This is a genomic window from Streptomyces roseochromogenus subsp. oscitans DS 12.976 (assembly GCF_000497445.1).
GTDB lineage: Bacteria > Actinomycetota > Actinomycetes > Streptomycetales > Streptomycetaceae > Streptomyces > Streptomyces oscitans.
Genome location: NZ_CM002285.1, coordinates 59,078 through 70,367 on the forward strand (window position 1 = coordinate 59,078; position 11,290 = coordinate 70,367).

At 69.1% G+C, this 11,290-nt stretch carries 13 protein-coding genes and 2 pseudogenes; 9 read left to right on the plus strand and 6 right to left on the minus strand.

Annotated elements, in window-relative coordinates:
- Positions 1 to 62 precede the first annotated feature (62 nt).
- The 3 genes and pseudogenes from M878_RS99185 to M878_RS46430 all read left to right on the plus strand — a co-directional run bounded on the left by M878_RS99185 (position 63) and on the right by M878_RS46430 (position 1,764).
- A complete protein-coding gene (locus M878_RS99185; RefSeq protein ID WP_245237973.1) occupies positions 63 to 521 on the plus strand; it encodes a universal stress protein in 459 nt (152 codons plus the stop codon).
- A 226-nt stretch (positions 522 to 747) separates the two neighbouring features.
- Positions 748 to 1,349: pseudogene (locus tag M878_RS000000101635) on the plus strand (Rv1733c family protein).
- Positions 1,350 to 1,485: 136 nt separating this feature from the next.
- Positions 1,486 to 1,764, plus strand: coding sequence for a DUF1876 domain-containing protein (locus M878_RS46430; protein ID WP_031223506.1), 279 nt, complete (start codon positions 1,486 to 1,488; stop codon positions 1,762 to 1,764).
- 217 nt (positions 1,765 to 1,981) lie between these two features.
- Here the strand turns inward: M878_RS46430 and M878_RS50945 are convergent, their stop codons facing one another.
- On the minus strand, positions 1,982 to 2,656 hold the full coding sequence (locus M878_RS50945; protein ID WP_023544102.1) for a CBS domain-containing protein: 675 nt from the start codon (positions 2,654 to 2,656) through the stop codon (positions 1,982 to 1,984).
- Positions 2,657 to 4,197: 1,541 nt separating this feature from the next.
- Between M878_RS50945 and M878_RS50950 the strand changes: the two genes are divergently transcribed.
- The gene (locus M878_RS50950; RefSeq protein ID WP_023544103.1) at positions 4,198 to 5,040 is read left to right on the plus strand and encodes a universal stress protein; all 843 of its coding nucleotides are present in this window, start codon (positions 4,198 to 4,200) and stop codon (positions 5,038 to 5,040) included.
- A 688-nt stretch (positions 5,041 to 5,728) separates the two neighbouring features.
- Positions 5,729 to 6,010 (plus strand): hypothetical protein, encoded by a 282-nt coding sequence (locus M878_RS50955; RefSeq protein ID WP_158692600.1) that lies wholly within the window; start codon positions 5,729 to 5,731, stop codon positions 6,008 to 6,010.
- A gap of 140 nt (positions 6,011 to 6,150) precedes the next feature.
- Here the strand turns inward: M878_RS50955 and M878_RS50960 are convergent, their stop codons facing one another.
- On the minus strand, positions 6,151 to 6,456 hold the full coding sequence (locus tag M878_RS50960) for a hypothetical protein (RefSeq protein ID WP_023544105.1): 306 nt from the start codon (positions 6,454 to 6,456) through the stop codon (positions 6,151 to 6,153).
- A gap of 202 nt (positions 6,457 to 6,658) precedes the next feature.
- Between M878_RS50960 and M878_RS99195 the strand changes: the two genes are divergently transcribed.
- From M878_RS99195 to M878_RS99200, 3 genes and pseudogenes are all read left to right on the plus strand, one after another.
- Positions 6,659 to 6,895: a hypothetical protein gene (locus M878_RS99195; protein WP_023544106.1), complete on the plus strand. Its 237-nt coding sequence runs from the start codon at positions 6,659 to 6,661 to the stop codon at positions 6,893 to 6,895.
- Position 6,896: 1 nt separating this feature from the next.
- Positions 6,897 to 7,478, plus strand: coding sequence for a hypothetical protein (locus M878_RS50965; RefSeq protein ID WP_023544107.1), 582 nt, complete (start codon positions 6,897 to 6,899; stop codon positions 7,476 to 7,478).
- Positions 7,479 to 7,567: 89 nt separating this feature from the next.
- A pseudogene (locus M878_RS99200) lies at positions 7,568 to 8,265 on the plus strand (uracil-DNA glycosylase family protein).
- A gap of 54 nt (positions 8,266 to 8,319) precedes the next feature.
- Here M878_RS99200 and M878_RS50970 read toward each other — a convergent pair.
- Positions 8,320 to 8,850 carry a hypothetical protein gene (locus M878_RS50970; protein WP_158692601.1) on the minus strand — a complete coding sequence of 177 codons (531 nt, stop codon included), beginning with the start codon at positions 8,848 to 8,850 and terminating at the stop codon, positions 8,320 to 8,322.
- Between the two features lie 440 nt (positions 8,851 to 9,290).
- On the opposite strand from M878_RS50970, the gene M878_RS99205 reads away from it, so the two are divergent.
- The gene (locus M878_RS99205; RefSeq protein WP_023544109.1) at positions 9,291 to 9,650 is read left to right on the plus strand and encodes a transposase; all 360 of its coding nucleotides are present in this window, start codon (positions 9,291 to 9,293) and stop codon (positions 9,648 to 9,650) included.
- A gap of 45 nt (positions 9,651 to 9,695) precedes the next feature.
- Here the strand turns inward: M878_RS99205 and M878_RS50980 are convergent, their stop codons facing one another.
- The 3 genes from M878_RS50980 to M878_RS50985 all read right to left on the minus strand — a co-directional run.
- Entirely contained in the window at positions 9,696 to 10,400 is a 705-nt protein-coding gene (locus M878_RS50980; RefSeq protein WP_245237975.1) for a hypothetical protein, read from the minus strand.
- Positions 10,401 to 10,534: 134 nt separating this feature from the next.
- Positions 10,535 to 10,675 (minus strand): hypothetical protein, encoded by a 141-nt coding sequence (locus tag M878_RS97180; protein ID WP_158692602.1) that lies wholly within the window; start codon positions 10,673 to 10,675, stop codon positions 10,535 to 10,537.
- A 198-nt stretch (positions 10,676 to 10,873) separates the two neighbouring features.
- On the minus strand, positions 10,874 to 11,290 hold a 417-nt coding region (locus tag M878_RS50985), incomplete at its 5' end, for a hypothetical protein (RefSeq protein WP_031223507.1).

Here is an 11,290-nt window from a genome sequence, read left to right on the forward strand (position 1 = left end):
GACATCGGGCGCAACGCCTTGCGCTGGTACTCGGCTCCCGAGGATTCGGAGACCTCGCCGGCATGCTCCTGGGCTCGGTCAGCCTCGCCGTGGCCGCACGAGCCGACTGCCCGGTCGTCGTGGTCCGCGGCACCGCGGACCATCGGGATGCACGATTCAGGAGCATCGTCGTCGGCGTCGAGGATGAGAGGAGCAGCGTCACGGCCCTCCGGTTCGCATTCGGCGAGGCTCAGGTGCGTAACTGTCACCTGGTGGCAGAGCACGCCTGGAGCGCACCGCCCGGTGCGTGCACGACGCCTCAAGCCCCATCGTGGCCACTGGAGGCGCATCTACGCTCACCAGCGCAAGTGCTCGACGACACTCCGCGTGTGGCGGGCACGCAGTGCCATGATGCCCCAGTCTGCCGACATCTGATCGAGGAGCCTGCCCGACCGGCACTGCTGGAAGCCCCATCGGAGACGGACCTCCTGATCGTCGGCGCCCACCCACGGCTGGGCATCGGGGCCTGCAACTCGGCCTGATCAACCATGCACTACTGCATCACGCGCCGTGTCGCATCGCGGTCGTTCCCCAGATGTGACCACCAGCGGCGCCGACGGACCATCTCGACGGACCATCTCAAGGTGCGGCCCCTCAGAGCCGGACGTCAGTCCCTCGGGGACTTTCGGCCCTGTGGCCGAAGTCCGCCGCCGTTCGACGGTTGTACCGAAGTGAGCGAACGGACCAGCAAGCCGCTGGAGGCCGAACATAAGCACACAGGGTTCGCCGAACGCCTCCGGTCCGCCTCCGCCGCGCAAACAGCAGGCGGTGCCGCAAGCGAACCAGCTGAGGCACACATCCAGCAGGTTCGGCTCCTGGTTCCGCAGCGTTCTGATGCTCCTCCTCGGTGTCGGACTGCCCTTGGCCGCGCTGAGCGCGGCTCACGCGGCCTACGAGTCATCGATGCGCACCGTGGGAGACCAGTCGGCGGAGCGGAACGAATCACAGCCCGGCCGACATCGAACGTCAAGGGCGGCACCACCCTGGCGAAGCAGCCCGCGCCTGTCAGCTGGACCGACGTGACCGGCAGGGTGCGGACGGGAATCACCCTCGTGCAGTCGGGATCACCCAAGGGCGCCATCGTGCGGATGTGAGTGGACCGGGACGGAGCCATCACCGGTCCGCCGATGAACGCTCTCACCGCGAGAGCCAACGGCTGGTTCGCAGGAGGTATGGCGGCAACCGGTGTGATTGCCGGTTTCTACGCGGTGCGAGGAGCAGTGCGCCTGGTGCTGGACCGGAGAAGGTACGCACAGTGGGACGCAGAATGGGACCTGGTGGAGCCTCTGTCCGCTCACTTTCGCCGGTGACGGGCGGCACCCAGTGCAGGCCGGGGCGGGATAATCCTGCCCATCGAACGTCTTCGCCCACCCCACTCCCAGGAGTACCTGCGTCCGGCCACATCGGTCCACATAGAGGTGCGGACGAAAGCGATGTCGCATACGGCTGTCGCATACGGCTGAGTGGAAGGTTCGTCTCCATCTTTTCGAGGACGACGGCAGAACGACAAAGGCGCAGGTGGTACTCGACACCGGTACCAATGCGATCACCGCCCATGGATCCGCGCACTCCCATCCGGCGGACACGAACGTGCCGGAGATCGGTGACGAATTGGCGGCAGGCAGAGCCATGGTCGACCTCGCTCACCAGCTGCTGGAGACCGCGGAGCGCGACATACAAGGCATGGCTGCGCCCCGGCTGATCACCCATCAGACGACGGGATAAATCATGTGAACCTCGGCAGATACAAGGGAGATCATCCATGACACGTCCCGCACCATATGTCAGGGGCGGGCATTCAGCATGAGATCCGGCTAGAGGACTTCCGGCCCGTGCACGGCCGAGCCGTGATGCCCGCAGCCGGCATCGAGAGCCGCAGGGACGCCCGGGTGAGGGAACCGGAGCTTGCCGGCCTCGCAGCGGACACGTCGGCCGGCCCTGGTCAGGTGCCGGTGGGGGGACGGCGGGCGTCGTCGGTCCGGTACGCGATGTGCTCGGTGACCGAGACCACGCCGTCGACACCGCGACACAGCTGCTCGATCACCGGAATCAGGCTCCGGAACTCGACGGAGCCGGCGAGGGCGACCCGCCCCTCGCGGACCTCGACCGTCACCTCTGAGGGAGCGAGTTCCATCGTGCGCCAGAGCACGTCCTGGGTGATCTCGTCGCGAATGGCGTCGTCACGGCGCAGGAAGATCCGCAGCAGGTCACCACGGCTGACGATGCCCAGGAGCCGGTCCGTCTCGTCCACCACGGGCAGCCGCTTGACGTGCTGGGTCTCCATGAGGCGGGCCGCCTCCACCACGTTCCACTCCGGGCGCGCGCACACCGCAGGAGCCGACATCAGTTCCTCGGCGCGGGAACCCTCAGCCCTGGCCCGCTCCCAAGCCTCCAGGTTCGGGACCAGAACCCTGCCTGACGGGTCGGCCTGGTCGGCGCTCTTGCGCAGCAGGTCGGCCTCGGACACCACACCCACCGGGCGGTCCCGATCGTCCACCACGGGCACAGCGGTGACGTCGTTCTCCGCCAGCAGCCTGACGAGCTCCTTGAACGGCGTGTCAGGCCGCGCCCGGACGACGTCCCGGGTCATGAGCTCCTCGACCGTTCGGTGCTGCATGGTGCCTCCCGCATAGGAGCCGCCCGCCTCGCGGAGGGGCCTCCCGCCCCGTGCGGCGGTCTGTCCGCATGGCAGTCCAACACCATTCTGAGGAGTGAGCCGCGATCATGCGAGCTGACCTCGCCGGCCGACTCATCATGGAGAGCCTGGCGACCGGCGCAGCCAGGACACGCAGGTGACGCTCGTCCCCGCCGAGCTCGGCTCGCCAGCCGGTCCTGGCCCGCCCGAGAGACCACAGCGGGTCAGGGCATGGTTTCGGGTCTGTCCGGGGCGGAAGCGGTACCGATGAGCTGGGTTCTCGACGCCCATCACGCCCTCCACAGCGCGAACGAGGCGCTCGGCGAGCCCGCTGAGAGGTGTCGCGCACTGGTCCGCGCAGCGTGACGACTCCGTCCTGCACGGACGCGTGAATGGCGTGGCTGAGCGTGGGAACAGATAGGGCACCACGGTGCGCTGGATTTCCTCCTCGATGTCCTCGTCCGACCGCAGGAAGGCCTTCAGCAGGTCGCCACGACTGACGATGCCAGCTCCGTATAGGTGACCGCTCGTGACGGAGCCGTCCCTGCCCGCCGACGCACCCGAGCGCGACCTTGTCCGCCCGATCCGAGGCCGCATGCCGGTCGACGGCCTCGTGGGCGGTGTTGGGTCCGCCGCCGGGCAACCCAGCCAGTGCGTTGCGCGCCTGCGCACAGGGAGACGCGCAGCGGGCCCGGTCATAGTCGCTGAGCGGGGAGGGACGGCCGAAGCGGTGGCCTTGTGGATGGATTGCCAGTGCATGAGTGCTCCGCACGGCCCCTGATGTCCGGAGTCGCCGAGCCACGTTCGGGTTCACAGAGCCCGTGGCCGCCCGCTTCTCATGGGCCCGGAGGGCACGGTGCACGGTTTCGCTCTGTTCCACCGTGTCCCCCCGTAGCCCTCAGCTCCCTTCCAGGCGGGACCGCCGCACGCCGCCGATCTGTAGCACCGGACGGCCCTGACCGGGGCACCAGCCGACCCGTTCGGTTCTTCGATGTCGGCATCAAGCCCACGTCCAGTACACAGATCACTGCCGTAAGCGACGGTGCATCGGCGCCCGTGATCGCGTCGGCCGCCTCCTCAATCACAGGGTTCCGGACGGTGTCACACCAGGTCCGTGACGGGCCGTTGAAGACCAGCGCTCGCCCCTGGTACTCGCTCGGCCGGACCGGCCCCTTGTACTGCTGTGGGCCGACCGGTACGGACAACGGGGTCGGAAGGCCCATGGTGAGAAACCTCGGTGCGGTGTTGGATGACGGCGGAAGCAGGACGAGGGGCATGAGCTGCTGGTGCGGACTCAGACCGCGGCACCCCGCATGCGCCCTTGTCAGTACCGCCGGGTCACTTCCCGTCGCCGAAGTGGTAGGGCCGTCCGCAGCGCTGCGCTCGACCATGAGACCGGCGAGGAGGGGCCCACGGAAAAGGTGCGGTGTCCGGCAAACGCCGTGATCCGTTGCGACAAGGAGCGGTTTCGCGGTTCCAGCGGCGGCGAACACCGACGACGTCCACATATCCGGGAGAAGCTGATGACTGATCCGATCATGGTCGGAGTCGACGGCTCCGGCCGCAGTCTGCGAGCTCTGGTGTGGGCCGCCCACGAGGCGGCACTGCGTCACTGTCCTTTGCGCATCATCCACGTCCTGCCCCTGTTCCACTCCTACGCGACCAACGAGGCGGAGCGCATCGCGGAGAGGAACGACTGGGACCAGGGAGTCGTGACCGAGGCAACCGCCATCGTGCGGGAAGCCCATCCAGACCTTGAGGTGACATCCGCCCTCCCCTCGGGGAACCCGGCAGCGGTGCTGCTGGCCGAAGCGGAGCACGCCCAGACGGTGGTGCTCGGTGCAAAGGGCATGGGCGGCTTCGGAAGCCTGCTGATCGGTTCGGTCGCCATGCAGGTCGTCGGCCACGCGGCCAGTCCAGTGGTGATCGTCAACCACGTCCCCACCGGGCACGGCCGCATCGTCGTCGGCGCCGACGGGTCGGCATACTCCCGGGCAGCCCTGGCCTACGCTTTCGAGCAGGCGTCGCTGCGCGGCGCCCCGTTGCACGCAGTGCACGCCTGGAGCCATCCAGGGCCCCACGCCTATGTCAGCGCGGCCCAGGACGCCCTGGCCAAGGAGCAACAGCAGGCGCTGGAGGAGTGGCTGGCTCCGCTGCGCCACGAGTATCCCGATGTCGAGGTGGTGGAACAACTACCCGACGAACCACCGGTCATCGCGCTGTCCCGGGCCTCGGACCGCGCCGACCTCCTGGTCGTCGGCTCGCGTGGACTCGGCGGCTTCCACGGACTGGCCCTCGGCTCCGTCAGCCACCACCTCCTGCAGTTCTCCCAATGCCCCCTGGCAGTCATTCGCCCACGGACCTGAGATCCCCCTGACCATCACATGCCGACTTGACCTTCCCTCGACGCCGCCCGCGGGTATCCCGACAATGCGGTTCGTTGACGAGCGGGAACACGTGGCCCTCGCGCTGGTTCCCGCTCCACCATTGCACCTCCAACGAGCCTGGCCGACCCCTGCTCGCGTGCCTGCCGAACGTCGCACCCGGCCCGCGGTCACACCGACCTGATCCGTCGCCATGCCGCACGGTACGGAACGCACTGATCCGCCGTGGCGCAGACAGGGAGGAGACGGCATGGTTCCGGAGTCGCCGGCCGTCACCTTCATGGAGGCACTGTCGGTGGCGCGCGCAGCCGGCCGCGCAGCGGTCCACACGCGTCATTCATCGGATGGGATCGGATGGAACGAGACGCCGGCCCAGTGGCGAACAAGCCGATGCCATTGCGCCCTCCGTGGTGCACATGCCGATGAATCGCTCCCGGGACCTCGGGGGACTGGAGCGAGCAATGGTTTCGTCCGCACGGCGTCACGGTTGTCGGTGTGTGCAAGGGGGCCGGGCGTCCAGAGAGCCGTCCAGCATCCCCATGCGTGGCTCGCGCCTGGGTGAGCCGTCTGGCCTGGCCGGTGTCCGCGCCGACCCGGATTTCGGTTCGCCGGCGTGATCTCGATGCACAGGACAGAACCCGGACGGCCGACCGATCACATGCTGAGGATCATGCAGCACTACGGCCTTCTCGCAGGCCAGTCCGCATCTGTCAGGATTTGCGCGGGCAATCTTGCCGACGTCGCCCCGGCCCGTCTGCGGCACGACGCGACGGACTCCTCCTGGTGCGAGCCCGCCGATGCGCTGATCGGCCTACTCCAGAACCGGGTCATGTCCGACACGATCAACCGGCTCTTCTCCGCAGGACGGAGCTTCGCCGACCCCTCGCCACGCGTCACCGACGATCGCGCCGACCAGCGCGTCCAGGCCGGCATCGCACACTCGGCGAAATGATCCGCTCGATTCAGCGAGCCGTCTTCGAAAAGGCCGTGCACGGCGAGATGCGCTCTTCCGGCACACCACAGGCGTTCAGGCGTCCCAGTCGCCCGTCCGCCAGGGCCGACGCCTCATCCTCCAGGTCTGGTCATGGGGGCTCAACCAGGGCTGCCACCGGGGATGACGAGTTCACGGCCGCGATAGAAGCCATCCCGCTCCTCCACGATGTACGGGGCCATGGCGGCACGCCGCTGCGCCTCCGGCTCGGAGGCCCGCCAGGACTCGCACGCCTCCTTGGAGTCCCAGAACGACACCCCGGTGATCTCCTGCCCGTCCTCGGACCAGTACGCCAAGGCGCGATGCATGCCCTGCGGACGGATGGCCGGCCGCCACGCCTTCTCGAAGTCCTCCAGGGTGCCCGGCCGAATGCGGCGGGTCGTCACCCAGACAAAGTGCTCCTCCATCGCGCTTCTCCTCCGCTACGGCCGCTACGGCGGTTCGGGTCGTCGGCGCCACTTCGACCACCGTAGGTCCACAGCACCGATCGCGCCCGCGCGGCGATCGCGGTGCTGCCGGATCAAGCTGTGTGGCGGACGTCCCGGGGCGTGCGAGGCGAGCCATGATGGAGGTACAGGTGTGTGCTGCGAGGAGGGAGAGGGATACGGAATGGCGGAGTCGGGCGCTGGCGGTACCGAGGGCGTGGCGGGCGGCAAGGCTCGGTTCGACGACATCTACGACCGGCCGGACCCCCGCGCGTACTTCAGACGGCTGGCCCCGCTTGAGTACGAGATCCCGCACCACGCCCAGCCGGTCTTCCGGCAGGCCGCCACCGAACGGACCGCGCTCGACGACGAGCCGACGGTGCTGCTCGTACGGGATCAACGCCGCGCTGCTCAACCATGACGTGACGCTGGCGGAGCTGTACGAGCGGTACACCTCCCCTGCTTGCCTGGCGATGTCGATGGCGGAACTGGCGGCACGGGACAAGGAGTTCTACGCGGCGCGGCGCCGCGGGGACGCCGTACCGGTGTTCGGCCTGGATGTCTCGGCCCCCGCCGTGCACTACGCGCTGGAGGTAGGGCTCCTGGATGCCGCCTTCACCGACGACCTGGAACAGGGCTCAGCCGGGCCCGGTCTGAGCCGCGCGCTCACCGAGGTCGGCCTCATCACGCTGACAGGCGGCGGCAGTTACATCACCGCCCGTACGTTCACGGCGTTGCTGGAGCATGCCCGGAGGCCGGTATGGGTCAGCGCGTTCGTGCTGCGGACGGTGTCGTACCAACCGATCGTCCGGGCCTTGGCCGCACACGGTCTGAGCACCACCGTCGATGCCTCCCGCACCTACCCGCAGCGCCTCTTCACGGACGACCGGGAACGGCAGTATGCGATCACGGCGGTACGGGCGCTGGGCGGCGACCCTGCCGGACGTGAGGAGAACGGGCGTTTCCACTGCCTGCACTACGAGTCCCGACCCGATACACCATGACAACCAGGTAAATAGGCGGCGGTGTACCAAGACGTCCTCCGGCGGAGTCGTACGACTTTCCCGCGCGAACGGCTCCACGGACGAACTCACTGAGCGAACTGGACGGTGCGCTGGCCGCCTGCCGGCGTGTCCGCGTCTGGTGGCCTGGCGCGAGGCGGCCGCTCGGGGCAAACGCCGAGGCTTCCGGGACTGGGAGTACTGGGCGCAGCCGGTGCCCGGCTTCCCCCGGCGGACGCGTCGTTGGCGATCACCGGTCTGGCCCTGGCCGCGCACGGCGGCAACCTCACCGGGCGCATCTTCACCGGCGACCCGTCCGGCGACGCGCGGTACGCCGCCCTGTACGACATCGGGCTGGCCTCCCAGCCGACCGCCACGCACCCGGCTGACAGGCTGGAGCTGTACGAGGTCAGGGTCACGGTGCCCCGCCCGCCAACCGGCCCACCACCGGTGAGCGCGATACCTGCCGGCCATGGCTGGCCCGCGAGTTGGAACTGCTGCACCCCACATCGCAGGCGATGGTGGCGCTCGGCGCATTCGCCTGGCAGGCGCTGCCGCCCGTGCCGGCCGGCGCATGCTGGCGCATGCCCGACCGCGCCCGGTCATCGGACACGGCGCCGAGGCCTTGGTCTCAGATGAGGAGAGCGGGCAGGAGGTGCACCTGATCGGCGGCTACCACCCCAGCCGGCGCAACATATCCACCCGCACCCTCACTTCTGCCATGCTCCGTGGCGTACTGCGCCGCGGATCCGAGACCGCAGGGCTGCCGAGCCGTCATCGAGTGCGGTGATGGTCAGTGGCGCAGGGCCACCCTGGAGAAGCACCGATGAAGAGACTTATCGTGCTATTCAGCCGCGCCGGCGCCGTCGCCTTGGTCCACGAAGGCGACGCCACGCCAGGGCGACGGACCGCCAAGTGTCTGGGTGAGCCGTTCCTGCGAGGGATGGAGTGAGCGTCGAGCCGCATTGACGAACTTCAAGTGCCCCTGGTCCAAGGCGGTGTGGATCGGACGGAGCTCCTCAAGATCCGCTGGCTGACGATCATGGAAGAGAATGGTGAAATCCTCGATGACATCGCAGAGCTGGAGAGCTGCTGCGGCCGCCTCGGGATTCGCCACCAAGCTCAGCGACTGGATCGAGGCATTGAACGGTCCCCATGCGACTGCAGGTCTGCGCGGTTCGAGGAACGCCTCACGCAGTTCCATCTCGACGGCGCCGAAAGCCTGCAGGAACCTCTCATAGGCGGACGTCTGCGTCTCTTGAAGCCACTTTCGGTTCTCGCTGCGCCGCCCAACGACCCCGCCTGCAACGACGCCCACAATGGTGGCGGTAACACCACCTGCGGTGGATATCAAGAGCTCCCATGGAACAGCCATTTCAAACCCCCTGGGTGGTTGTCAGAAGCCGTCTCAACCGGCCTTGGAACGTGTGGGTCCAACAGGGACTTGGTCGAGTGAACTTCCGGCGGTAGGTGCATGAAGGTGGGGCCTCCTGGTAGCTCGGGGGTGCGACCCCGTTCCGAGCGGTTCCCGGAGGCCCCGTTGTCGTTGTTGTACGCGCCCGAGCTCGTCCTCTTCAACTCGCTTGCCGTGTCGTGCGATTGTCTCGCGCACGTGTACGGCAACGCGGCCGATCACCCCGGTCGGGTGCGTCGGTATCCGTCGGACATGACGGATGCGGAGTGGGCGGCCGTCCGGCCGTTGCTGCCGGTGCCGGCATGGCTCCAGGGGCGGGGCGGTCAGCCCGAGGGCTACTGCCACCGCCAGATGCTGGACGCGATCCGCACCTGGTCGCGGGCGGGATCTCCTGGCGGGCGATGCCCGGGGACTTCCCCGATTGGAGCCGGGTCTACGCCTTCTTCCGCCGCTGGCGCGAGCACGGGCTGATCACAGAGTTCCACGACCGGCTGCGCGGACGGGTCAGGGAGCGTGAGGGCCGAGCCTACGGCAGGGATCATCGGCGCGCAGTCGGTGCGGGCCGCCGCGACGGTGCCGGCCGCCTCACGCGGCTACGACGGCGGGAAGAAGTCCCGGGCCGCAAGCGGCACATCGTGACCGACACCCTCGGTCTGCTCCTGGTCGTCGCGGTCACCGCTGCGAACATCGGTGACCGGGACGCCGCAGCGGGCCTGCTGAGACGGCTGCGCCGCCTGCACCGCGACATCACCCTCATCTAGGCCGACGGCGGCCCCCTCGTCGGCTGGTGCCGCGACAAGCTCGCTCTAGCCTTGGAGATCGTCAAGCGAACCGACGACATGGAGAGGTTCGTGGTGCTGCCGAGGCGGTGCCTGGCAGAGCGCACGTTCGCCTGGCTGATGAACTCCCGCCGCTTGGCCCGGGACTACGAGACCCTGCCCGCCTCCAGCGAGGCGCTGATCCGGTGGTCGATGGTCACGCGGATGAGCCGGCGTCTGGAACGGCCACGGGCGGCCGACCGGCACTGAATGCCCCCCCGACGCCTCAAGGAAGAGCCACCCGCGCTCCGCCAGGCGCCGAGCCTTCGACCGCAGCCCCTCGACCTTCGCCGGCGTCGCCCCAAGGCCCAGCTCCACCGCGATCTCCTTGGCTCGAAGCGGCCCGTGACCAGTGGATCGCTGCTGTTCCAGCACGCCCACAATCCGCAGATGGTCCGGCGCCAGGACCGTCACGGGCAGCCCTTCCCGCCAGGGCGGCACTGTCGAGCCCGGCACCGGCGCGAGCGACGGCGCCGCTTCCTCCCCCGCCTCGGTCGCGGTCACGGCCGTGGACTCGGCGGCGGAGACTGCCAGGGCCTCGACCCGTTCGTCCCGCGCGATCACCCGCCGGTCCAACTCGATCTCCGCGGCCTCCAACACCTCAGCCAGCCGCGCGACTTCCTTCCGCAGGCCCTCCACCCGCACACGGGAGGCCGCCTCCCGCTCCTCCAGCATTCGCAGCACCGACGCCACCGCGCACCCCTCGCCCATCAATCGGACACAAGTCGCCGGCATGCCTCCCTCAGCCCAAGCGAAACCATGCCTGACCAGCAGAAATCAAAGGATCATGTTCGGTTGAGATACGGCTTCTCAGGCCAGGAAGCACGTCAAACCCTGTCCTGCATGGTCAGCTGGTCCTGGTTGATCCACTCCTCCCGCGCACCGCGGCGCACGCAGGCACCGCCGTCCCGGTCGTAGACGACGGCCCTCACCACGTGGGTGGGGCCGGTTCGTCGTCGTGCCTTCACAACACTGGTCTCCCCGCCTGCCCCTGGCGCCGGGCCGCAGTGGTCACGGTCCTGGTGGGTGCACCCGGGGGGAAGGGTCTCGTAGTCGCCTGCCAGGCGGCGGCCAGGCCGTCGGACTCCGGAGCGCGGGCGGCGACGAAGAATTCGGGCAGCACCCCCGCGGACACGGCTTCGGCGGCGACGGCTCCGGACACTGGCTCACCACCACGGCCGGGCGCGAGGGGCGGCGCCGGAGCCGGGCCGGCAGCCGGGCGATCCGGCCGCCGCGCGTCGGCCCCGGCACCGTCCGGTGCAGCGCGATCGCGCGGAGCTGCGACACCAGCTGGCCTCGGTCCCGATGACCGACACGTCCGTGCGCGCCCGGCCGCCGTCGTCCTCGGGCGTGAAGCGCGCCGGCGTCCAGAACTCCTCGGGCAGTTCACCGGCGAGCAGCACCGAGTCGTAGCCGGTCGGCATGTACGCCCCGGCCACGGCGCCCGGGGTGCCCGTCCGCCAGCCGAAGGAGAGCTGGGGCTGGAAGGCCGCCTCCCAGGCGACGCGCCGATCGGCGGCGGGGCGCGCCATGCGAGCCACCGCCTCGCCCCGGCTGCAGCGCAGTTCGCGGACCGCCGGCAA

Coding starts and splice junctions, on each gene's coding strand:
- M878_RS50945 (WP_023544102.1), bottom strand. CDS start 2,656: ATGCAGCACCGAACGGTCGAGGAGCTCATGACCCGGGACGTCGTCCGG.
- M878_RS99185 (WP_245237973.1), top strand. CDS start 63: ATGCTCCTGGGCTCGGTCAGCCTCGCCGTGGCCGCACGAGCCGACTGC.
- M878_RS99195 (WP_023544106.1), top strand. CDS start 6,659: ATGGCGGAGTCGGGCGCTGGCGGTACCGAGGGCGTGGCGGGCGGCAAG.
- M878_RS50970 (WP_158692601.1), bottom strand. CDS start 8,850: ATGGCTGTTCCATGGGAGCTCTTGATATCCACCGCAGGTGGTGTTACC.
- M878_RS50950 (WP_023544103.1), top strand. CDS start 4,198: ATGACTGATCCGATCATGGTCGGAGTCGACGGCTCCGGCCGCAGTCTG.
- M878_RS50960 (WP_023544105.1), bottom strand. CDS start 6,456: ATGGAGGAGCACTTTGTCTGGGTGACGACCCGCCGCATTCGGCCGGGC.
- M878_RS50955 (WP_158692600.1), top strand. CDS start 5,729: ATGCAGCACTACGGCCTTCTCGCAGGCCAGTCCGCATCTGTCAGGATT.
- M878_RS99205 (WP_023544109.1), top strand. CDS start 9,291: ATGCCCGGGGACTTCCCCGATTGGAGCCGGGTCTACGCCTTCTTCCGC.